The organism is Actinomadura opuntiae (genome assembly GCF_030283205.1).
GTDB lineage: Bacteria > Actinomycetota > Actinomycetes > Streptosporangiales > Streptosporangiaceae > Spirillospora.
Window position 1 is genome coordinate 1 of sequence record NZ_JASNWF010000044.1, and the last position, 22272, is coordinate 22272.

The window sequence follows — 22272 nt, forward strand, 5'->3', positions numbered from 1 at the left end:
GGACGGCGACGCGGCGCTCGCCCCGGGCGACGGCGCGGCGGCGGTCCCGGGCGGCCGCCCTGCGGGCCGCGCGGGCCAGCCTGCGGCGGCGGGCGCGCTCGGTGGCGTCGGAGCTGCGCTGCAGCAGCTCCGGCGGGATGAGGTCGTGCCGCCCGGCGATGACCTCCTGCACCCAGATCTTCGCCCGGATCAGCGGGCGCCGGAACCGGACCTCGCGGCGGACGGCCCGCGAGTACTTGCGCGAGTCCGCGTCGTAGCGCCAGCGCGCCCACGGCGAGCCGGGACGCGCCACCCGGATCGCGCCGACCACCAGCAGGACCGGCAGGAACAGCCCGATCAGGCCCGTCCAGATCTTGCCCTTCAGCAGGGCGATCACGGCGAGGAGGAGGTTGGCGACGGTCGAGGCGAAGTACGCCCGGGCGAGCGCGCTCCCGACCGGGTCGGGGACGACGTCGGCGAACCCGAACGGGCGTATGCCGAGCAGCAGCAGGCCGGTCACGGCGATGGCGACGAAGACGGCGTCGACGGACGCGCGGCCCTTCTCCGTCCAGTAGACGTCGCTGAGATGCAGCAGCAGCGCGAACTCGTCCAGCACGAGCGCGGAGCCCGTCCCGAACACGACGGCCGCGACGCAGTTCAGCGCCACGTACGGGTCGGGGACGGCGAGGCTCGCGACGCCGCCGACCAGCATCAGCACGACCCCGAAGACCACGTGGTGGACGTGGGTGTCGCCGGCCCGCACGTTGCCGAACCAGCCGCTCACGTTCGCGCGGATCAGCCGGACGATCACTCGCGTCACCACGAACGTCACGATGAACGCACCGAAGAAGCCGAACAGCGGCAGCCGCCCGGTCGCCACGATGCGCTCCCGGAAAAGGTCGATCATGTATCCCCCTGCCGTGCACCATAATGCCCCGGTGACATGCGGGGATATCGTGGGACCCGGACGATCGACGAGGATCGGGGGGAACGTCGCCGTGAGCCGCACCGCAGACCGCTGCGACCCGGGGTGCCGGGCCTGGATCGCCGAGGCGATCCGCAAGGTGGAGGCCGATGCCAACCGCAGCGCCGACACGCACCTGCACGTGTTCCCGCTGCCGCCCGAGTGGGGCATCGACCTGTACCTGAAGGACGAGTCGGTGCACCCGACCGGGTCGCTGAAGCACCGGCTCGCGCGGTCGCTGTTCCTGTACGGGCTGGCGAACGGCTGGATCCGCGAGGACACCGTGATCATCGAGGCGTCCAGCGGGTCGACGGCGGTGTCGGAGGCGTACTTCGCGCGGCTGCTCGGGCTGCCGTTCGTCGCGGTGATGCCGGCGTCCACGAGCCCGGAGAAGATCGGCCTGATCGAGTTCTACGGCGGCCGCTGCCACCTGGTGGACGACCCGTCCTCGATCTACGACGAGTCACGGCGGCTCGCGGCCGAGTGCGGCGGCCACTTCATGGACCAGTTCACCTACGCCGAGCGCGCGACCGACTGGCGCGGCAACAACAACATCGCCGAGTCGATCTTCGAGCAGATGCGGCTGGAGCGCTTCCCCGAGCCGGCCTGGGTCGTGGTCGGCGCGGGCACCGGCGGGACGTCGGCGACGATCGGCCGGTACGCGCGGTACCGGCGGTTCCAGACGCGGCTCGCGGTGGTCGACCCGGAGGGCTCGGCGTTCTTCGGCTCGTACGCCGACGGCGACCCGGAGCGGACCGCGGCGGGCTCGCGGATCGAGGGCATCGGCCGGCCGCGGGTCGAGCCGTCGTTCCTGCCGACGGTGATCGACCGGATGATCCGGGTGCCGGACGCGGCGTCCGTCGCGGCGATGCGCTGGACGAGCCGGGTCAGCGGCCGGGACGTGGGCGGCTCGACCGGCACGAACATGTGGGGCGCGGCGGAGCTGATCGCGGGGATGCGGGCGCGCGGCGAGCGCGGCAGCGTGGTGACGCTGATCTGCGACGGCGGCGAGCGCTACGCGGGCACCTACGGGTCGGACGCGTGGCTTGCCGCGCAGGGCCTGGACATCGCGCCCTACGAGGCGGCGCTGGAGGCGTTCCTCAAGACCGGCGAGATGCCGGTAGACGTCTGATCAGCCCTTGAAGCGGATCGGGTTGAAGACGTCGGCGTAGATGAGCAGCCCGCCCATAACGATCAGGACGGCCGCCATCACGTAGGTGACGGGCAGCGCCTTGGCGACGTCGACGTAGCCGGGGTCGGGCCTGCGGAACACCCGGGCGAACGCCTTCTTCAGCGCCTCCAGCAGCGCGCCGGCCATGTGGCCGCCGTCCAGCGGGAGCAGCGGGATGAGGTTGAACAGCCCGACCGCCAGGTTCAGCGAGCCGAGCAGCATCACGAAGTACCAGACCTTCTCGGTGGTCGAGAGGGCCTTGGACGCCGCGACGTCGCCGCCGATGCGGCTGACGCCGACCACGCCGACCGGGCCGTTCGGGTCGCGCTTCTCGCCGCCGAACGCGGCGTTCCAGACGCCGACCATCTTCTGCGGCATCCGGACGAGCGCGCCGGCGGTGTGCTTGGTCATGGACCCCATGGCGTCGGCGACGGCGCCGGGCCCCTGCCGCTCCATCGCCTCGGTCGGCGTGATGCCGAGGAAGCCCACGTTGACGATCTTCTGGTCGTCGTTCAGGTCGTGCATCTGGTTGCGGACGATCGGGACGCTCAGCGCCATCTCGCGGCCGTCGCGCCGGATCGTCATGGAGACCGTCTGCCCGCCGGAGTCGCGGATCAGCCGCTGCAGCCGGTCGTAATCGTCGATCTTGTGCCCCTGGTAGGACACGATCCGGTCGCCGGAGCGCAGCCCGGCCTGGTGCGCGGGGGTGGGCACCGCGCCCGCCGGGCACTTGGTGAGGTCGGACTGGCTCGCCGGGACGATGCAGTCCGAGACCTGCTGGACGACCGGCTGCGGGGTCTGCTTCCCGATGCCCATCAGCAGGATCGAGAAGAAGATCACCGCGAGCACCAGGTTCATCGCCGGGCCCGCGAACATGATGATCAGCTTCTGCCACCACGGCTTGGCGTAGAACACCCGGTCGCCGTCGTCCGGCCGCACCTCCTCCAGCGCCGCGCCGCGCGCGGACTCGATGAGGCCCTGCCACGGTCCGGTGCTGATCTGCCGGACGGTGCCGGGGGCGTCGCCCTTGCGCGGCGGCAGCATCCCGATCATGCGGATGTAGCCGCCGAGCGGGATCCACTTGACGCCGTACTCGGTCTCGCCCTTGCGCCTGGACCACATGGTCGGCCCGAACCCCACCATGAACTGGGTGGTGCGGACGCGGAACAGCTTGGCGAAGCTGAAGTGCCCGAGCTCGTGCAGCGCGATCGACACCAGCAGGCCGAAGAACAGGATCAGCACTCCCGCCAGCCAGCCCATGCGTCATGCCCCTCCGTCGTGCACCCCGCCCGCCGAGGGGTGGCCTCCAGCAACCACCTCAGGGTACGTCAACGCGCCGGGTTTGGTTGAGCTAGCCGAGGAAGCCCCGCAGCAGGGCGGCGGTGCCCTCGAGATGCTCGGCGACGGCGCGGCGGGCCCCCTCGGGGTCGCCGGCCAGGATCGCCTCGACGATCGCGGCGTGCTGGACGGCGGCGTGCTCGATGTTGCGGCCGAGGACGGGGATGGCGTTGAGCAGGTCGGTGACGCGCATCCGGGCGTCGGCGCAGGCGGCCGACAGCAGCGCCGAGCCGGTCATCTCGGCGATCGCCAGGTGGAACAGGGTGTCGAGGCGGCGGTACTCGTCGGGGCCGGCGGCGTTCAGCTCGGCGAGCCGGGCGCGCAGCCCGTCGCGCCGGTCGCGGGACAGCGCGGTCGTGGCGAGGATCTGCGCGGCGCCGGTCTCGACGGCCATCCGGAAGGTGAGGGTGTCGTTGAGGTCGTCGCCCATCTCGGCGAGCGCCCGCCTCAGGTCGGCCTGCCGGGGCCGCGGGCGCTCGTAGGTGACGAACGTGCCGCCGAACCGGCCGCGCCGCGACTCGACGTAGCCCTCCTGCTGGACGGCCCGGATCGCCTCGCGGAGCGTGACGCGGCTGACGCCGAGCAGCGGGGCCAGCTCCCGCTCGGGCGGGAGCCGGTCGCCGCGGTCGACGACGCCCAGCTTGATCGCCTGGAGGAGGCGCTCGACGGTCTCCTCGAAGGCGTTGCCGGTGCGGACGGGCCGGAACACCGCCGCGGCCGCCAGGTCGGGGACGCCGGAGCCGGGGGCGCCCGCGGCGGGCGCGCCCGCGCCGGACGCGCCGGGCGCGCGGGGGCCGGGCTCGGGTGCGGGCATGACCGTCCTTCGGTCCGCGGGGGGCTTCGGGTCCCACGTTACATGTGCGTTTCGTCGGGTCCGGGGGGTTGACGCGGACCCCTCCGCAAACATTAATGGTCTGTCATTAGCCCATTGCGGCTGTGTCGAAACCCCCGTGGCACGCGAGGAGGTGCTCGTGAGCATCGACGAGCACAAGGCATCCCCCGACCCCCGATCCGACGACGAGAAACGGCTGCACGAGCTGGGCTACGCCCAGGAACTCAGCCGGTCCATGTCCGGCTTCTCCAACTTCGCGGTCTCGTTCACCATCATCTCGGTGCTGTCGGGCTGCCTGACCTCCTACACCATCGGCCTCAAGGGCGGCGGCCCCGTCGTCATCACCTGGGGCTGGCTCGGCGTCGGCGCGATGACGCTGCTGGTCGCGCTGGCGATGGCCGAGGTGTGCTCCAGCTACCCGACCGCCGGCGGCCTGTACTACTGGTCCGCCAAGCTCGCCCGCACGAACGGGGCGGCGTGGTCGTGGTTCACCGGCTGGTTCAACTTCATCGGCCAGGTCGCGGTGACCGCCGCGATCGTCTACGGGTCGGCGGCGTTCCTGAACCCGCTGCTGGACCTGCAGTTCGGCTACTCGGTGACGCTCGGCCACACGTTCCTGCTGTTCGCGGTCCTGCTGGTCGTGCACGCGCTGCTCAACCAGTTCGGCGTGAAGATCGTCTCGGTGCTGAGCAGCGTGAGCGTGTGGTGGCACGTGCTCGGCGTCGCGTTCGTGGTGGGGGTGCTGGCGTTCAAGCCGTCGCACCACCAGTCGGCCGGGTTCGTGTTCAGCAAGTTCGTCAACGAGACGGGCTGGCAGTACGGCGCGTACGCGGCGCTGATCGGCCTGCTGCTGTCGCAGTACACGCTGACCGGGTACGACGCGTCCGCGCACATGACCGAGGAGACCCACGACGCGGCGCGGTCCGGGCCGAAGGGCATCGTGAACTCGGTGCTGATCTCGGTCGTGGCCGGCTGGGTGCTGCTGCTCGGCGTCACCTTCGCCATCCAGGACTACGGCAAGGCGGTCGCGGGCGGGCCCGCGGAGATCTTCATCGCGGCGACCGGCGACACGATGGGCAAGGTGCTCATCCTGGTCTCGTTCGGCGCGCAGTTCTTCTGCGGGATGTCCTCGGTGACGGCGAACTCCCGGATGATCTACGCGTTCTCGCGGGACGGGGCGCTGCCGTTCTCGTCCTTCTGGCACCGGATCAACAAGCGCAGCCGGACGCCCACCAACGCGATCTGGCTGGCCGCCGGCGGCGCGTTCGTGCTGGCGCTGCCCGCGATCTGGAACCTGACCGCGTACCTCGCGGTGACGTCGGTCGCGGTGATCGGCCTCTACATCGCCTACGTGATCCCGACGTACCTGCGGCTGCGGCAGGGCAAGGACTTCAAGGCCGGCCCGTGGAGCCTCGGCCGGTGGAGCCGGCCGATCGGGATCCTCGCGGTCGCCTGGGTCGTCGTGATCTCGGTGCTGTTCATGCTGCCGCCGGCGAACCCGATCACCAAGGACAGCTTCAACTACTCCCCCATCGCGATCCTGGTCGTCCTCGGCGGCGCGGGGCTGTGGTGGGTGCTGTCGGCCCGCAAGTGGTTCACCGGCCCGAAGGTGCAGGGCAGCGCCGAGGAGCTGGCGGCCATCGAGCAGGAGCTCCAGTCGCTGGGCTAGTCCCGTTAGGAGACCGGAAACGTGACCACATCGCTCACCCTCGACGAACTGCGCGGGGAGGCGGCGGAGGGCCGGATCGACACCGTGATCGTGGCGATCGTCGACATGCAGGGGCGCCTGCAGGGCAAGCGGCTGTCGTCCCGCTACTTCCTGGAGGAGGTGGCCGGGCACGGCTCGGAGGGCTGCAACTACCTGCTGGCCGTCGACGTCGACATGAACACGGTGGACGGCTACGCCATGTCGTCCTGGGAGCGGGGCTACGGCGACTTCGTCATGCGCCCCGACCTCGGGACGCTCCGCCGGATCCCCTGGCAGGAGGGCGCGGCGCTGGTCCACGCCGACATCGTGTGGGAGGACGGCTCCGACGTGGCGCCCTCGCCCCGGCAGATCCTGCGGCGCCAGCTCGCCAGGCTGGCCGAGCGGGGCTGGGGCGCCTACGTCGGGACCGAACTGGAGTTCGTCGTCTACCAGGACTCCTACGAGGACGCCTGGCGCAGGGCGTACCGCGACCTGACCCCGGCCAACCAGTACAACGTGGACTACTCGCTGCTCGGGGGCGCCCGCGTCGAGCCGCTGCTGCGCCGGATCCGCAACGGGATGACCGGCGCGGGGATGTACGTCGAGTCGGCCAAGGGCGAGTGCAACCTCGGCCAGCACGAGATCGCGTTCCGGTTCGACGAGGCGCTGCGGACGTGCGACAACCACGTCCTCTACAAGACCGGCGCGAAGGAGATCGCCGCCCAGGAGGGCATGTCGATCACCTTCATGGCCAAGCCGAACGAGCGGGAGGGCAACTCCTGCCACGTGCACATCTCGCTGCGCGACGCCGACGGGGCGCCGGTCATGGCGGGGGACGGCCCGCACGGGCTGTCGAAGATCGGCGAGCACTTCATCGCGGGCCAGCAGGCGTGCCTGCGCGACTTCACCCTGCTGTACGCGCCGAACATCAACTCCTACAAGCGCTACCAGCCGGGCTCGTTCGCGCCGACGGCGATCAAGTGGGGCGTGGACAACCGGACGTGCGCGCTGCGGCTCGTCGGGCACGGGCCGTCGCTGCGGATCGAGAACCGGGTGCCGGGCGGCGACGTCAACCCGTACCTGGCGGTATCGGCGCTGGTCGCGGCGGGGCTGCACGGCATCGAGAACGAGCTGCCGCTGGAGGAGCCGTTCGCGGGCAACGCCTACGCGACCGAAGCGGACACCGTCGTCCGGACGCTCCGCGACGCGGCCGCCGACTGGGAGCGCAGCCCCCTGGCCGCGGACGCGTTCGGCAAGGAGGTCGTCGAGCACTACGCCAACTGCGCACGCGTAGAGCTGGACGCCTACGACCGCGCGGTGACGGACTGGGAGCTGTTCCGCGGCTTCGAACGCCTGTAGCCACGCAACCGAACCACGTTCACTTGCGGCGAGTCGTCGTTGCGAGGCGGCTCATGACGACGACTCGCCGCAGGTCAACGACAGCATCGAGGGGACATGAGCGAGTTCGAGGTTCTGAATCCGGCGACCGAGGAGGTCGTGGAGGTCGTCGCGCTGGCGTCGGCGGACGAGACCGACGCGGCGGTGGAACGCGCCAAGCGGGCATTCCCGGCGTGGCGGGACGTGGCGCCGGGCGACCGGGCGCGGCTGCTGCGCGCGTTCGCCGAGAAGGTCGACGCGCACCTGGACGAGCTGGCCGCGCTGGAGGTCCGCAACGCCGGGCATCCGATCGGGCAGGCGCGCTGGGAGGCGGGCAACCTGCGGGACGTCCTGCACTACTACGCCGCCGCGCCCGAACGCCTCACCGGGCTGCAGATCCCGGTGCCGGGCGGGATCAACGTCACGTTCGCCGAGCCGCTCGGCGTCGTCGGCGTGATCGTGCCGTGGAACTTCCCGATGCCGATCATGGGCTGGGGCATGGCGCCGGCGCTGGCCGCGGGCAACACCGTGATCGTCAAGCCCGCCGAGCCGACCCCGCTGACCGCGCGCCGCGTCGGGGAGCTGGCGCTGGAGGCGGGCCTGCCGGAGCACGTGCTGCAGGTGCTGCCGGGCGCGGGGCCGGTGGCGGGACGGCGGCTGGTCGACCACCCGGACGTCCGCAAGATCGTCTTCACCGGCTCGACCCGGGTCGGCAAGGAGATCATGCAGGCGTGCGCGCCCGCGGTGAAGCGGCTGACGCTGGAGCTCGGCGGCAAGTCCGCGAACATCGTCTTCGCGGACGCCGACCTGGAGAAGGCCGCCGCGACCGCCCCGTACGCGGTGTTCGAGAACGCCGGCCAGGACTGCTGCGCCCGCTCCCGGATCCTGGTGGAGCGCCCCGTCTACGACCGGTTCCTCGAACTGCTCGAACCGGCCGTGCACGGCGTCGCCGTCGGCGACCCGCGCGACGCCAGGACCGAGGTCGGGCCGCTGATCAGCGCCGCGCACCGGGACAGGGTCGCCTCCTACGTGCCGGACGGCGCGCCGGTCGTGATCCGCGGCTCGGCGCCCGAGGGCCCGGGGTTCTGGTTCCCGCCGACCGTCCTCGCCACCCCGGACCACGCGGCGCTCCCGGCCTGGCATGACGAGGTGTTCGGGCCGGTCGTCACCGTCGTCCCGTTCGAGGACGAGGCCGACGCGTACCGGATCGCCAACGACACCCCCTACGGGCTGTCCGGCTCCATCTGGACCCGCGACGTCGGCCGCGCCCTGCGCGCCTCCCGCGCCGTCGAGGCCGGGAACCTGTCGGTGAACTCCCACTCGTCCGTGCGGTACTGGACGCCGTTCGGCGGGTTCAAGCAGTCCGGCCTCGGCCGCGAGCTGGGCCCGGACGCGCTCGGCGCGTTCACCGAGACCAAGAACGTCTTCATCGCCGGCGAACAGCCCCGGCAAGCCCCCCGTCAGTGACAGGAGAGAGCAGCATGCAGCGTCTGGAAGGCCGGGTGGCCGTCGTGACCGGCGGCGCCAGCGGCATCGGCCTGGCCACCGCGCGCCGTTTCACCGACGAAGGCGCGAAGGTCGTCGTCGCCGACGTCGACGAGACCGCCGGCAAGAACGTCGCCGAGGAGCTCGGCGGCCTGTTCGTCAAGGTGGACGTCACCAGCGAGGACGAGGTCCAGGCCCTCTACCGGACGGTCCAGGACGCCTACGGGCGCATCGACGTCGCGTTCAACAACGCCGGGATCTCCCCGCCCGACGACGACTCGATCCTGGAGACCGGCCTGGACGCCTGGAAGCGCGTGCAGGACGTCAACCTGACCAGCGTCTACCTGTGCTGCAAGCACGTCATCCCGTACATGCTGGAACAGGGCAAGGGGTCGATCATCAACACGGCGTCGTTCGTGGCGGTGATGGGCGCGGCGACCTCGCAGATCTCCTACACCGCGTCCAAGGGCGGCGTCCTGGCGATGTCGCGGGAGCTGGGCGTGCAGTTCGCGCGGCAGGGCGTGCGCGTGAACGCGCTGTGCCCCGGCCCGGTGAACACCCCGCTCCTCCAGGAGCTGTTCGCCAAGGATCCGGAGCGGGCGGCCCGGCGCCTCGTCCACGTGCCGGTGGGGCGCTTCGCCGAGGCGTCGGAGATCGCGGCGGCGGTCGCGTTCCTGGCCTCGGACGACGCGTCGTTCATCACGGCGTCGGAGTTCCTCGTGGACGGCGGCATCTCCGGGGCCTACGTGACGCCCCTCTAGGGTGCCGTTGTGAGGTGCGGTGCTAAGCGATCCGTGGTTTCTTGGCATGCGCGTCGGTATGCGCCCGCACGGCTTTCTGCGCATCATGGCGCTTTCCACCCCGGTCCCTGGAGAAAGTGATCCCTGTGAAGCGCAGTCTCGTGGCGGTCCTGGCGTTGTCGCTCGCGCTCGGCGGATGCGGCGGCTCGGACGGCAAGAAGGGCTCCGCGGCGTCGTCCGGCGCCCCCTCGTCCGCCCCGGCGACGGCTCCGGCGCCGTCCGGGACGTCCGACGCGTCCGGCGGCTCGGCCAAGGGCGGCGCGACCGCCGTGCCCACCGCCCCCGGCGGCAACGGGACGGCGGCGGCCGCCAAGAAGTTCAACGACTGCGTGCGCAGGCAGGGCGTGACGATGCCCAGCCCGCACCCGAAGTCGACGCCCTCCCAGGCGGACCTGGCCAAGATCAAGGCGGCGCTGCAGGCGTGCGTGAAGGCGATGTCCGGCACCCCCGCCCCCACCCCGAAGTAACCGCACGACCGACGGCCCGGGCCGGGGCGCGCGCCGCCCCTTGGCCCGGGCCGTCGTGCCGCCGGCGGCGGCTGGTGGCGGGGCGTTGCCGCTGCTAGCCTTGCGGGCAGCCGTTCATCCCGTGCGGGAGAGTCCCACGCAGCCGGCGTGGGACGCCGAAGGAGCAAATCCTCCCCGGAACCTCTCAGGCCCATGGACCGCACGGGCCAGGCGACCTCTGGAAAGCGGGGACCCGTTCCCCCGCCGAAGGTGAAAGCCCGCGCCGCGTCCCGTACGGGGCGGCGGGTGAAGCTCTCAGGCGCCGATGACAGAGGGGGAGGCACCGATACGCCCGGTGCGCGAGTGGGACGATGGACCACGCGCGCCCGCGACGAAGGAGCCGAACCGATGTCCGCCGATCCGACCGTGAAGAAGACGCCGCTGCACGACGTCCACCAGGACCTCGGCGCGAATCTCGTCGACTTCGCCGGTTATCTGATGCCGCTGCGCTACGCGAGCGAGACCGCCGAGCACCAGGCCGTCCGCACCGGCGCGGGGCTGTTCGACCTGTCCCACATGGGAGAGATCTTCCTGTCCGGCCCCGGCGCCGCCGACGCGCTGGACTACGCGCTGGTCGGGAACCTGTCGCCGATGGCGGTGGGCAAGGCCCGCTACACGATGATCTGCGACCCGGACGGCGGCGTCCTGGACGACCTGATCGTCTACCGGCTCGCCGACGAGACCTGGATGGTCGTCGCGAACGCGGCGAACGTCGCGGTGGTGCGCGAGGCGCTGATCGAGCGGGCCGCGGGCTTCCAGGCCGCCGTCGACGACCGCTCCGACGCCTACGCGCTGATCGCCCTGCAGGGCCCGCGGGCTCAGGAGATCCTCACCGGGTTCACCGGCGCGCCGCTCGCCGACCTGCGCTACTACGCGATCCTCGCCGACCGCGTCGCCGGCGTGGACGCCCTGATCGCCCGCACCGGCTACACCGGCGAGGACGGCTTCGAGCTGTTCGTCGACGCCTCCGACGCCGTCGCGCTGTGGAAGGCGCTCGCCGCGGTCGGCGGGGTGGTACCCGCCGGGCTGTCGGCGCGCGACACGCTCCGCCTCGAGGCGGGCATGCCGCTGTACGGCAACGAGCTGACCACCGAGACCACCCCGTTCGAGGCCGGCCTCGGCCGTGTCGTCAAGCTGGACAAGGCGGTGGACTTCGTCGGGAAGGCCGCCCTGGCGGCGCAGGCGCAGACCCCCGCGGGCCGTAGGCTCGTGGGACTGGTGGCGCGCGGGCGTCGCGCGCCCCGGAAGGGGTACCAGGTCGTCACGTCCGGCGGCACGCCGTGCGGTGCGGTGACGAGCGGCGCCCCGTCGCCCACACTGGGCAAGCCGATCGCCATGGCCTACCTCGACAGCGGCGTCGAGGAGACCGGCCTCGCCGTGGACGTGCGCGGCAGGCAGGAGCCGGTCGACGTGGTGGCCCTGCCTTTCTATAAGCGTTCCTAACAGGTAGTTGTCCGGGGGTGTGGGGGTCGGCCCCCACAATGAACAGAGAGAGAAAAAGACGTGAGCGTTCCGGAGCAGCTCCGCTACAGCGAAGAGCACGAGTGGGTCGCCGGCCTCGGCGGCGAGGACGGCATCGTCACGGTCGGCATCACCGCGCACGCCGCCGACGCGCTCGGCGAGATCGTCTACCTCGAACTGCAGCCCTCCGAGGGCGACACCGTCGAGGCCGGCGAGACGTGCGGCGAGATCGAGTCGACCAAGTCGGTCAGCGACCTGTACTCGCCGGTCAGCGGCGAGATCACCGCGATCAACAGCGCGGTGGTGGACGAGCCCAAGGTGATCAACGACGACCCGTACGGCGAGGGCTGGATCTTCAAGGTGCGGATCTCCGACGAGCCGGGCGACCTGCTGGACGCCGAGTCCTACGACAAGCTGATCGAGGAGAGCTGACGTGGGCCTGCATGACTCCCTCGCCGCGGCCGACCCCGAGGTCGCCGAGGCGGTGGACGCCGAACTGCGCCGCCAGCAGTCCACGCTGGAGATGATCGCGTCGGAGAACTTCGCGCCGGTGTCGGTGCTGGAGGCGCAGGGCTCGGTCCTGACCAACAAGTACGCCGAGGGGTACCCGGGCAAGCGGTACTACGGCGGCTGCGAGTACGTCGACGTCACCGAGCAGCTCGCGATCGACCGGGCCAAGGCGCTGTTCGGCGCCGAGCACGCCAACGTGCAGCCGCACAGCGGCGCGCAGGCCAACACCGCGGTGTACTTCGCGCTGCTGCAGCACGGCGACACGATCCTCGGCCTCGACCTCGCGCACGGCGGCCACCTCACGCACGGGATGCGGCTGAACTACTCCGGCAAGGTGCTGAACGTGGTGCCCTACCACGTCCGCGCCGAGGACGGCCTGGTCGACATGGAGGAGGTCGCCTCCCTGGCCGCCGAGCACCGGCCGAAGATGATCGTGGCGGGCTGGTCGGCGTACCCGCGGCAGCTCGACTTCGCCGCGTTCCGCGAGATCGCCGACTCGGTCGGCGCGCTGCTGATGGTGGACATGGCGCACTTCGCCGGGCTGGTCGCGGCGGGGCTGCATCCCTCGCCCGTCCCGTACGCCGACATCGTCACCACCACGACGCACAAGACGCTCGGCGGCCCGCGCGGCGGCCTGATCCTCGCCCGCGAGGAGTACGGCAAGAAGATCAACTCGGCGGTGTTCCCGGGCATGCAGGGCGGCCCGCTGGAGCACGTGATCGCCGCCAAGGCGGTCGCGCTGAAGATCGCCGCGTCGGACGAGTTCCGGGCCCGGCAGGCCGTCACGGTCGAGGGCGCGAAGCTCCTCGCCGAGCGGCTGCTCGCCGAGGACTCGGCGAAGGCCGGCGTGAAGGTGCTGACCGGCGGCACGGACGTGCACCTGGTCCTGGTCGACCTGGTCGACTCGGAGCTGACCGGGCGCGACGCCGAGGACCGGCTGCACGAGATCGGCATCACCGTCAACCGGAACGCGGTCCCGAACGACCCGCGGCCGCCGATGGTGACGTCCGGGCTGCGGATCGGCACGCCCGCCCTCGCCACCCGCGGCTTCACCGCCGAGGACTTCACCGAGGTCGCCGACGTCATCGCGCTGGCACTGCAGCCGTCCTTCGACAAGGACGCGCTTTCCGCGCGGGTGAAGGCCCTCGCCGAGAAGCACCCTCTCTACCCCGACCTGTAACCTCTCCGCGCCCCCTTCCCTCGCGGGGAGGGGGCGCGCGCTACGACGAGGTAGCACCCATGGCCATCAGCGTTTTCGACCTTTTCAAAATCGGCATCGGCCCTTCGTCGTCCCACACGGGCGGCCCTATGGCGGCGGCCCACCGCTTCGCCCGCGGATTGCAGCGCGACGGGCTGCTGGAGCGCACCGCGTCCGTCCAGGCGGTTCTTTACGGCTCGCTCGGCCTCACCGGAAAGGGCCACGGCTCCGACAAGGCCGTCATTCTCGGGCTCGAAGGCGACAAGCCGGAGACCGTCGACGTCGACGGCGTGGACGAACGGCTCGCCGCCATCCGCGAACGCAAGGAACTGCGCCTGTTCGGGTCGCACGACGTCCCGTTCGCCGTCGGCGAGCACCTGGTCTTCGAGCGCAAGGAATCGCTGCCCGGCCACCCGAACGGAATGCGCTTCACCGCGTTCGACGCGTCCGGCGACGAGCTGCGCTCCAAGGTCTACTACTCGGTCGGCGGCGGCTTCATCGTGGACGAGAACGCCACCGGCGCCGACCGCATCAAGCCGGACGACACCGTCCTGCCGCACCGTTTCGACACCGCCGCGGAACTCCTCGACCGCTGCCGCGAAACGGGGCTGTCGGTCTCGGCGCTCATGCTGGAGAACGAGAAGGCGTTCGGCCGCACCGAGCAGGAGATCCGCGCCGGGCTCCTCACGCTGTGGCAGGTCATGCGGGCCTGCGTCACCCGCGGCTGCACCCGCGAAGGGCTTCTTCCCGGCGGCCTGAAAGTGCGCCGCCGCGCCCCGCAACTGCACCGGCAGCTTTCGGCGGAAAAGGCGTCCGACCCCCTTCACGCGATGGACTGGGTCACCCTTTTCGCCCTCGCCGTCAACGAGGAGAACGCCGCCGGCGGGCGCATCGTCACCGCCCCCACCAACGGCGCCGCCGGCATCATCCCGGCCGTCCTGCACTACCACGACCGGTTCGTGCAGGGCGGCGACGACGAGAGCGTCGTCCGCTTCCTGCTCACCGCCGGCGCGATCGGCGTGCTGTTCAAGCAGAACGCGTCCATCTCCGGTGCGGAGGTCGGCTGCCAGGGCGAAGTGGGCTCCGCCTGCTCGATGGCCGCCGCCGGCCTCACCGAGGTCCTCGGCGGCACTCCGGAGCAGGTCGAGAACGCCGCCGAGATCGGCATCGAGCACAACCTCGGCCTCACCTGCGACCCCGTCGGCGGCCTCGTCCAGGTCCCGTGCATCGAGCGAAACGCGGTCGGCGCCATCAAGGCGATCAGCGCCGCCCGCATCTCCCTGCGCGGCGACGGCCGCCACTTCGTCTCCCTCGACAAGGCCATCAAGACGATGCGCGACACCGGCCGCGACATGCTCGAGAAGTACAAGGAGACCTCGCGCGGCGGCTTGGCCGTCAACGTCATCGAGTGCTGAGCGGCCCGTCCCGGGGGCGGGTCAGGCGGTGAGGGCGCCGCGGCCGGTGGGCGAGTGCGCGCCGGGCCGGGCCTCGTTGCCGCACTGGCGGCAGACGACGAGGGGGCTCAGGGTCTCGCCGCAGGAGTGCCGCCAGCGGACGGGCGGGTCGTCGGGGTGCAGGTGCCGGTCGCCCCACGCCATCAGGACGATCAGCACGTCGCACAGCTCCCGCCCCGCCTGCGTGAGGTGGTACTCGTAGCGGGCGGGACGGTCGCTGTAGCGTTCGCGGCGGACGATGCCGTTCGCCTCGAGCTTGCGGAGCCGGGCCGTGAGGATGTCGCGGGCCGCCCCCGTGTTGCGGACGATCTGGTCGAACCGCCGCACCCCGTAGCTGAGCTCCCGGATCGCGAGCAGGCTCCAGCGCTCGCCGACGATGTCGAGGGTGTCGGCGATCGAGCACTCGCGGGGGTGGGCGTCCTTCGGCATACCGGGAAGCCTAGCCGCCGGCCCCGACCAGCCCGCCCGTCACAGGCGCTCGATGATCGTCGCGTTGGCGAGGCCGCCGGCCTCGCACATGGTCTGCAGGCCGTAGCGTCCGCCGCGGTCCTCCAGGGCGTGCAGCAGCGTCGTCATGATGCGGGCGCCGCTGGCGCCGAGCGGGTGGCCGATCGCGATCGCGCCGCCGCGGACGTTGACGCGGGCGAGGTCGGCGCCGGTCTCGCGCTGCCAGGCGAGCACGACCGGGGAGAACGCCTCGTTCACCTCGAACAGGTCGACGTCGCCCAGCGTCAGGCCGCCCCTGGCCAGCACCTTCTCCGTCGCCGGGATGATCGCGGTCAGCATCAGCAGCGGGTCGTCGCCGGTCACCGCGAACGCGTGGAACCGGGCGCGGGGGCGCAGGCCGAGCCGCTCGGCGACGTCCGCGCCCATGACCAGCACGGCGGCGGCGCCGTCGTTGATCGGGGACGCGTTGCCCGCGGTGACCTTCCAGGCGATCTCGGGGAACCGCGCCGCCGTGCGCTCGTCGTAGTAGGCGGGCTTCAGGCCGGCGAGGATCTCCGGTGAGGTGCCGGGACGGACGGTCTCGTCGCGCTGCCCGGTCCAGGCGACCTCACGGTCGAACTCGCCGTTCTTCCACGCCTCGGCGGCGCGGCGGTGCGACTCGTAGGCGTAGGCGTCGAGCTCCTCGCGGGACAGGTCCCACTTCGCGGCGATCAGCTCGGCGCTGATGCCCTGCCCCACCAGGCCGTCGGGGTAGCGCTCCTTGAGCATCGGGCCGAACGGGTCGCTGCCCGGCAGCACGCTCGACCCCATCGGCACCCGCGACATCGACTCGACGCCGCACGCGATCGCGATGTCGTACGCGCCGCTCTGCACGCCCTGCGCGGCGATGTGCAGGGCCTGCTGGGACGAGCCGCACTGCCGGTCGACGGTCATGGCGGGGACGGTCTCGGGGAACCCGGCGGCCAGGACGGCGGTCCGGGTGATGTTGACGGCCTGGTCGGCGACCTGGGTGACGACGCCGCCGACCACGTCGTCCACCTCCCCCGGATCGATGCCGGCCCGGTCGACCAGCGTCTTCAGCGTCCGCGCCAGCAGGTCGGCCGGGTGGTCGCCGTGCAGCGCCCCGCCGGGCTTGCCCTTGCCCACCGGCGTCCGGACGGCCTCCACGATCACCGCGTCCCGCATGACCCACCACCTCCGTTTGATTCTCCAACTTACTGATCAGTATGGGACAAGCGAGTTGGAAAACACAACCCACCGGCCGTGGAAGAACCCGGGGGCGCGGCGGATGCGCCGCGCCCCCGGGTCTTCGGGCCGCTCAGCGGGAGGGGCCCATGCCGTGGTCCGTCTGTCCCTTCATGCGTCGAAAGGCCCCTGGACGGAGCCGCCCGGAACTGGCAAGTCGGACAAGCGAGCCTCCAATCCCTCGACGTCATGTTCTGCTTCGCACGCTAGTCGGACAACGCGCGACATAAGCCCAACGGGCCCCAAAGATGGCGCCAAGGGTCAGAGCACCGTCTCCGCCCGGTCACCGGACACCAGCCGCAGCCGCACGACCGCCGGCACCGCCTCGCGGCCCAGCGCCGCCGCCAGCCGCGGCATCCCCTCCTCCTCGATGCGGCGGCGCAGGTCGGCGGGGTCGGCGCGGCGCCCGTACGCCACGTTCAACCGCAGCTCCGGCCGCCGCGACGAGCCGAGCAGCCGGGCCCGCACCGTCCGCACCCCCGGGTACTCGCGGACCTCCGACTCCAGCGCGTCCGTCACCGCCCGCCCCGACAGCCGCGTGCGCCCGCCGGACGGGTCGGGCTCCATCGCCAGCCCCGGCAGCCTCCCCGACCGGCCCTGCGCCAGCAGCCAGGCCAGCCCGAGCAGCGCCAGCACGATCAGCGCGGCGGCCACCGCCGGCCAGAACCAGCCGTGGTCGGCGGCGTACCGCCGGACGGTCGCGCTGAACACCGGGCCCGTCGCCCGGCCGTCCCCGAACACGCCGAGCCCCCGCGCGAACCCCACGCCGCCCGCGGCGACCATCAGGGCACCGACCACGACCAGCCCCGTCCGGTTGAGGTGAGCGGGACGCCGGTTCATCTAGCCCTCCTTGTGCTTCATCCGCACCGTCACGGCGCGGGCGGGCAGCGGCCGGATCCGCTCCAGGCACTCGCGGACCGCCTCCGCGACCCCCTCGTCGAGCCCCTGCGCATCGTGCACCGGCGTCTCCGCGACGACCATCACCCGCGTGCGCCGCAGCCGCACCCGCCGGACGCGCGACACCCCCGCCGCGTCCGCGGCCGCCGCCGCGACGGCGCTGCGCAGCCCGCGCCTGCTGACGCCCATCACCACCTCGGGCACGGCGCCGTGCAGCGGCACGATCCGCGACCGCCCCGGCAGCAGCCCGGCCAGCAGGAACACCAGGCCGACCAGCCCGAGCCCGATGCAGATGCCCCGGGTGACCCAGCCGTCCCACCGCACGTCGATCAGCTCCCGGTAGGCGAAGACGTGCAGCGACGCGCCCGTCATCGCGGCGATGACGTCGATCGCGCCGATCACCGCCGCCGCGGTCAGCAGCAGCGCCGCCACCGTCCCGACCGGCACCCGCCGCGACCGGAACGCATGCCGCGCCGCCCGGTCGGCCCTGCGCTCCCCGGACGTCCGCTCCCGCCGCGCCGGCGCCCGCCGCCCCGCGTGCGCGATCACGAGACCGTCCTCGCGCCGGGGCGCTCCAACTCGGCCACGTCGACGTCCACCTGCCGGACGGTGAGGCCGGTCATCGCCTCCACCCGGTCCCGCACGCTCTCGCGCACCTGCCGCGCCACGTCCCGCACCGGCATCGGGTACGCCACCGACAGCGCCACCTTCGCCGTGACGACCTCGCCGTTCACCCGGACGTCGGTGCGGGCCGCGCGGCGTCCCGGCACCCCCACGCCGAGCACCGACCGGCCGAGCCCGCCGGCCCCGGCCGTCTCCCGCGCGGCCTTCGCCACGATGCGCGCCACGGCCCGGTCGCTGATCGTCGTGCGGCCCCGCCCGTCCGGCGTCACCGCGACCGCCTGCCCTGGTTGAACGAGAACAGCTCGCGGATGTCGAGCCGCCCCTCGATCGCCCGCCCGATCAGGAACCCCAGGCAGCCGAGGAACAGCACGATGAAGAACGCGCCGAAACCGCCGAAGGCGCCCGCGAACCCGAGCGCCACCCCGAACGCCAGCCCCACCAGCGGCCACAACGGAATCATTTCGCTCCCCCTTCGGCGATGTCCCCGATCAGCACGTGCACCGGGCGCTCCCCGGCCAGCGGGCGCACCGCCCGCCGCACGTCCTCCGCCGTCCGCGTGAACGGCCGGCCCGTCCGGGCCACCACCCCGATCTCGATCTCCCCGTCCCGGACGACCACCCCCGCGAAGGGCCGTCCCGCCCGGTACGTCACGATCCGCGCCCACGGACCCGCCGTCAGCCCCGCCACGAACCGGCACCCGCGCACCACCTCGGCGACCCGCTCGGCCAACCCCCCGCCCCCGTCACCAAGCCCCGCCTTCCCCCCGGCGCCCGCACCTTCACGCCCCGGCTTCGCCTCGGCGGGTCGGTCGCGCCGCCCCGCCGCGGGCTGCGTTGCAGCCGACGAGCCGGATGCGTCGCCATCGCTCGGCTTGGTGAGGCGGTCGGTGTTCGGCGGGTGTTGCGCGGTCTGGTTCTCCGGGTTCGGGGCGGCGGGCCGGGGCGGGCGGGCCTGCGGGCCGGGGGCGTCGCCCGGCGACGGGTCGCGGGCGGTCCGGTTCGCCGGGTGCGGGCGGCGGGTGCGGGCGGTCATAGCACCCGGGGCCCCGTCGGCTGCTCGGGCTCGGCGCGGTCGTCGTCGGGGAGGTGGATGTCGTCCACGGTGATGTCGACCTCGACGACCTCCAGCCCGCACATGTGCTCCACCTGGCCGATCACGTTGGAGCGCACGGCGCTGGCGAGATCGGGGATCGAGGCGCCGTAGTCGACCACGAGGTCGATGTCGATGGCGGCCTGGCGCTCCCCGACCTGGACGCCGACGCCCTGGGTGGGGTCGGCGCCGACGCCCGGCAGGCGCTCCTTGACCGAGCCGATCGTGCGCGACATGCCCGCGCCCATCTCGTGCACGCCGCCCACCTCGCGGGCGGCCATGCTGGCGATCTTGGCGACCACGACGTCGGCGATCGCGGTGCGGCCGCCGGGCGTGACGAGCTCGCTCGCCCCGCCGCCGCGGGCGCGGCGCATGCCGTCGTCAGGCCGGTCCCGCGTGGCGACCGAGCCGTCCCTGTGTCCCTCGTCCTGGCTCACGGTGTCCCCCCGATACGTCGGCGATGTGCGATTGATGCTCGCCGGGGGCCGCCCCAAACCCGTCGAGGACGGACGAATGGCCAGGTCAAGCGGGTTTTACACACGGAGCGGGGGCCGGCGCAACCGCCGGCCCCCGCTCCGCGCGGCGCCACCCCTTGAACGCGGCGCTACCCCTTGAACAGCGCTACCCCTTGAACATCGCGCGCATCTTCCGGGCGGCGTCGCCCGGCTTGACCTTCCGCGGCCGGTCCCCCGCGCGTCCGGCGTCGTCGGCGGCCTCCCCGGTGCGGGCCGCGCGGGCCTCGCCCGGCTCGTTCCCGCGCTCCGGCTCGGCGGTCCTGCGGTCCACCTTGTCGTTCGGGTCACCCACGACAACTCCCCCGATGTCGCTGACGGATCGTTCGCCCCTTAGGTACCCCGCGGCACGCCCGTCTACCCCGGGTAGAAGCGGACCTCGGGCCTGCCGACCTGCCCGTAGTGGGGACGGCGCGTGGCGAGCCCGTTCTCGGCGAGGTACTCCAGGTAGCGGCGCGCGGTGACCCGGGACACGCCGGTGAGGTCGGCGGCCGCGGCGGCCGACACCCCCTCCCGCGCGCCGGTCAGCACCTCGGTGATCGCCTGGAGCGTCTCGCCGCTCATCCCCTTCGGCAGCGACCGGTGGTCGGGGGTGCGCAGCGTCGCGAGCATGCCGTCCACGTCGGCCTGCCCGGTCACCTCCCCCGCGCCGAGCAGATGCTCCCGGTACCGGGCGTACCGGACGAGCTTGTCGCGCAGCGAGGCGAACGTGAACGGCTTGAGCAGGTACTGCACGACACCGACGGACACGGCGGAGCGGATCACCGCGAGGTCCCGCGCGGAGGTCACCGCGATGACGTCGACCTCGCTGCCGCCCGCCCGCAGCGCCCGGCAGACGGTGAGGCCGTGGGTGTCGGGCAGGTAGAAGTCGAGCAGGACGACGTCGACGGTCGTCCGCTCGCAGAACCGCAGCGCGTCCGCGCCGGAGTGCACGACCCCGGCGACCGAGAACCCGGCGACCTGCTCGACGTAGGCGCGGTGCGCCTCGGCCGCGACCGGGTCGTCCTCGACCACCAGCACCGAGATCATCGGGCGTCCAGGGGCAGCCGGACGGTGAACACCGCGCCCTCGCCGGCGTCGCCGCCGCCGACCTCCACGGTGCCGCCGTGCCGGCGGACGGCCCGGCCGACCAGCGCGAGGCCGAGCCCGTGCCCGACCGGCCCGCCGGACGACTTGGTCGTCCAGCCGCGGCGGAACATCTCCGGGACGGCCGCGGGGTCGACGCCGGGGCCGCTGTCGGCGACCCGCAGCACCAGCCGGCCGCCGTCGCGGCGGACGCCCACCCGCACCCGCGGCGGGCGCACGGCGGCGTTCTCGACCGCCGCGTCCACCGCGTTGTCGATCAGGTTGCCGAGGATGGTGACCAGGTCGCGGGGCTCGACGACGCCGTCGATGGCGGTGTCCTCGGCGATCTCCAGCTCGACGCCGCGCTCGGCGGCCTCCGCGGACTTGCCGAGCAGCAGCGCCGCCAGCACCGGCTCGGTGACCGACCCGACGACCCGGTCGGTGAGCCGCTGCGCCGTCGCGAGGTCGGCGGTCGCGAACTCCACGGCCTGCTCGGGGCGGCCGAGCTCCACCAGCGACACCACGGTGTGCAGCCGGTTCGCGGCCTCGTGCGCCTGCGACCGCAGCGACTCGGCGAACCCGCGGACGGTGTCCAGCTCGCCCGTCAGCCCCTGCAGCTCGGTGTGGTCGCGCAGCGTCACGACGTTGCCCATGGCCCGGTCCCGGGAGCGGACGGGCGAGGTGCTGACGACCAGGACGCGGGTGTCGCCGACGTGGATCTCGTCGGCGCGCGGCTCCGGCGAGGTCAGCGAGGCGACCAGCTCCGCCGGCAGCCCGAGGTCGCCGACGTGCCGGCCGCGCGGCCCGTCCGGCGGCAGGTGGCGCAGGTCGAGCAGCTCGCGGGCCGCGTCGTTGCACAGGACGACGCGGCCGCCGCGGTCCAGCAGCACCAGGCCCTCGCGGACGGCGTGCAGGATCGCCTCGTAGTACTCGAACATCTCCCGCAGCTGGCCGGGCGCGACGCCGCGGGTCTGGCGGCGCAGCCGCGCCGACACCAGGCAGCTCCCGCCGATGCCGAGGACCAGCACCATCGCCGCGACGGCGACCAGGACCAGCAGCCGGCGCCGCAGCTCCGCGGAGATCGCCCGGATGGTGATGCCGACCGCGACGAGCCCCACCACCCGGTGCCCGTCCCCGAACACCGGCGCGACGGTCCGCACCGACGGCCCGAGGGTGCCGGTGTAGGTCTCGGTGAAGACGTGCCCGGCCAGCGCGGGCCCGATCGTCCCGATGAAGGTCCCGCCGATCTGCTTCGGGTTCGGGTGGGTGTAGCGCAGCCCGTCCGGGCTCATGATCGTGATGAAGTCGACGCCGGTGTCGCGGCGGATCCGCTCGGCGTACGGCTGCAGGATCCGGGTGGGCGACGGCGCGGACAGCGCGGCCCGCACGTCCGGCGCGTCCGCGATGCTCTCGGCCAGCGCCGTCACCGTGTGCGCGGCCCGCTGGTCGGTCGCGCGCCGCGCGTCCAGGTAGGCCAGGGTGGCGCCGGCCGCCACCAGCAGCGCGACGATCGCCGCCTGCAGCGCCAGCAGCTGCCGGGCCAGGCTCCAGCGTCCGGGCGCCGCCCATCCGGGACGCCGCATCCCACCCGTACCTTCCGTCTCGGCCCTTTCCTTACGGATCTGCCGTGA

The 22272-nt window shown here is 72.7% G+C and carries 24 protein-coding genes and 2 riboswitches; of the genes, 10 read left to right on the forward strand and 14 right to left on the reverse strand.

Annotated features, from left to right (window positions below; genetic code table 11):
• Positions 1-886 (reverse strand): hypothetical protein (locus tag QP089_RS47460; protein WP_285921207.1); only part of this gene is annotated, 886 nt, incomplete at its 3' end.
• A gap of 91 nt (positions 887-977) precedes the next feature.
• Here QP089_RS47460 and cds1 point away from each other — a divergent pair.
• A complete protein-coding gene (cds1, locus tag QP089_RS47465; protein ID WP_285921208.1) occupies positions 978-2075 on the forward strand; it encodes an L-cysteine desulfhydrase Cds1 in 1098 nt (365 codons plus the stop codon).
• Here the strand turns inward: cds1 and QP089_RS47470 are convergent, their stop codons facing one another.
• Both QP089_RS47470 and QP089_RS47475 read right to left on the reverse strand, forming a co-directional pair.
• On the reverse strand, positions 2076-3374 hold the full coding sequence (locus QP089_RS47470; protein ID WP_285921209.1) for a M50 family metallopeptidase: 1299 nt from the start codon (positions 3372-3374) through the stop codon (positions 2076-2078). It abuts the gene before it with no gap.
• 91 nt (positions 3375-3465) lie between these two features.
• Complete coding sequence (locus tag QP089_RS47475; RefSeq protein ID WP_285921210.1) at positions 3466-4266, reverse strand: FadR/GntR family transcriptional regulator; 801 nt, start codon at positions 4264-4266, stop codon at positions 3466-3468.
• Between the two features lie 157 nt (positions 4267-4423).
• On the opposite strand from QP089_RS47475, the gene QP089_RS47480 reads away from it, so the two are divergent.
• From QP089_RS47480 to QP089_RS47520, 9 genes are all read left to right on the forward strand, one after another.
• Positions 4424-5953: an amino acid permease gene (locus QP089_RS47480; protein WP_285921211.1), complete on the forward strand. Its 1530-nt coding sequence runs from the start codon at positions 4424-4426 to the stop codon at positions 5951-5953.
• A 21-nt stretch (positions 5954-5974) separates the two neighbouring features.
• Positions 5975-7330 (forward strand): glutamine synthetase family protein, encoded by a 1356-nt coding sequence (locus tag QP089_RS47485; protein ID WP_285921212.1) that lies wholly within the window; start codon positions 5975-5977, stop codon positions 7328-7330.
• A 96-nt stretch (positions 7331-7426) separates the two neighbouring features.
• A complete protein-coding gene (locus QP089_RS47490; protein ID WP_285921213.1) occupies positions 7427-8815 on the forward strand; it encodes an aldehyde dehydrogenase family protein in 1389 nt (462 codons plus the stop codon).
• Between the two features lie 14 nt (positions 8816-8829).
• Entirely contained in the window at positions 8830-9594 is a 765-nt protein-coding gene (locus QP089_RS47495; RefSeq protein WP_285921214.1) for a 3-oxoacyl-ACP reductase, read from the forward strand.
• Positions 9595-9719: 125 nt separating this feature from the next.
• On the forward strand, positions 9720-10100 hold the full coding sequence (locus QP089_RS47500) for a hypothetical protein (protein WP_285921215.1): 381 nt from the start codon (positions 9720-9722) through the stop codon (positions 10098-10100).
• Between the two features lie 114 nt (positions 10101-10214).
• Positions 10215-10310, forward strand: a riboswitch (glycine riboswitch).
• A 4-nt stretch (positions 10311-10314) separates the two neighbouring features.
• Positions 10315-10414: riboswitch (glycine riboswitch) on the forward strand.
• A gap of 73 nt (positions 10415-10487) precedes the next feature.
• Positions 10488-11582: a glycine cleavage system aminomethyltransferase GcvT gene (gcvT, locus tag QP089_RS47505; RefSeq protein WP_285921216.1), complete on the forward strand. Its 1095-nt coding sequence runs from the start codon at positions 10488-10490 to the stop codon at positions 11580-11582.
• A 60-nt stretch (positions 11583-11642) separates the two neighbouring features.
• Positions 11643-12032: a glycine cleavage system protein GcvH gene (gene gcvH, locus QP089_RS47510; protein WP_285921217.1), complete on the forward strand. Its 390-nt coding sequence runs from the start codon at positions 11643-11645 to the stop codon at positions 12030-12032.
• Position 12033: 1 nt separating this feature from the next.
• Positions 12034-13290: a serine hydroxymethyltransferase gene (gene glyA / locus QP089_RS47515; RefSeq protein ID WP_285921218.1), complete on the forward strand. Its 1257-nt coding sequence runs from the start codon at positions 12034-12036 to the stop codon at positions 13288-13290.
• Between the two features lie 59 nt (positions 13291-13349).
• The gene (locus QP089_RS47520; RefSeq protein ID WP_285921219.1) at positions 13350-14723 is read left to right on the forward strand and encodes an L-serine ammonia-lyase; all 1374 of its coding nucleotides are present in this window, start codon (positions 13350-13352) and stop codon (positions 14721-14723) included.
• A gap of 21 nt (positions 14724-14744) precedes the next feature.
• Here the strand turns inward: QP089_RS47520 and QP089_RS47525 are convergent, their stop codons facing one another.
• From QP089_RS47525 to QP089_RS47575, 11 genes are all read right to left on the reverse strand, one after another.
• Positions 14745-15191 (reverse strand): winged helix-turn-helix transcriptional regulator, encoded by a 447-nt coding sequence (locus QP089_RS47525; RefSeq protein ID WP_285921220.1) that lies wholly within the window; start codon positions 15189-15191, stop codon positions 14745-14747.
• 39 nt (positions 15192-15230) lie between these two features.
• On the reverse strand, positions 15231-16394 hold the full coding sequence (locus tag QP089_RS47530; protein ID WP_285921221.1) for a thiolase family protein: 1164 nt from the start codon (positions 16392-16394) through the stop codon (positions 15231-15233).
• A gap of 321 nt (positions 16395-16715) precedes the next feature.
• Positions 16716-17294: an alkaline shock response membrane anchor protein AmaP gene (locus tag QP089_RS47535; protein ID WP_285921222.1), complete on the reverse strand. Its 579-nt coding sequence runs from the start codon at positions 17292-17294 to the stop codon at positions 16716-16718.
• Positions 17295-17900 (reverse strand): DUF6286 domain-containing protein, encoded by a 606-nt coding sequence (locus QP089_RS47540; RefSeq protein WP_285921223.1) that lies wholly within the window; start codon positions 17898-17900, stop codon positions 17295-17297. It abuts the gene before it with no gap.
• On the reverse strand, positions 17897-18244 hold the full coding sequence (locus QP089_RS47545; protein WP_285921224.1) for an Asp23/Gls24 family envelope stress response protein: 348 nt from the start codon (positions 18242-18244) through the stop codon (positions 17897-17899). Before QP089_RS47545 ends, QP089_RS47540 begins: the two co-directional genes overlap by 4 nt.
• Positions 18241-18435, reverse strand: a complete 195-nt coding sequence (locus QP089_RS47550) for a hypothetical protein (protein WP_446474153.1) — start codon at positions 18433-18435, stop codon at positions 18241-18243. Before QP089_RS47550 ends, QP089_RS47545 begins: the two co-directional genes overlap by 4 nt.
• Positions 18432-19007, reverse strand: a complete 576-nt coding sequence (locus QP089_RS47555; RefSeq protein WP_285921225.1) for a hypothetical protein — start codon at positions 19005-19007, stop codon at positions 18432-18434. The genes QP089_RS47550 and QP089_RS47555 overlap by 4 nt, the downstream gene beginning before the upstream one ends.
• Positions 19004-19438: an Asp23/Gls24 family envelope stress response protein gene (locus tag QP089_RS47560; protein WP_285921248.1), complete on the reverse strand. Its 435-nt coding sequence runs from the start codon at positions 19436-19438 to the stop codon at positions 19004-19006. Before QP089_RS47560 ends, QP089_RS47555 begins: the two co-directional genes overlap by 4 nt.
• A 247-nt stretch (positions 19439-19685) precedes the next feature.
• On the reverse strand, positions 19686-19871 hold the full coding sequence (locus QP089_RS47565) for a hypothetical protein (protein WP_285921226.1): 186 nt from the start codon (positions 19869-19871) through the stop codon (positions 19686-19688).
• Positions 19872-19933: 62 nt separating this feature from the next.
• Entirely contained in the window at positions 19934-20605 is a 672-nt protein-coding gene (locus tag QP089_RS47570) for a response regulator (RefSeq protein ID WP_285921227.1), read from the reverse strand.
• Positions 20602-22224: a sensor histidine kinase gene (locus tag QP089_RS47575; protein WP_285921228.1), complete on the reverse strand. Its 1623-nt coding sequence runs from the start codon at positions 22222-22224 to the stop codon at positions 20602-20604. The genes QP089_RS47570 and QP089_RS47575 overlap by 4 nt, the downstream gene beginning before the upstream one ends.
• Positions 22225-22272 lie beyond the last annotated feature (48 nt).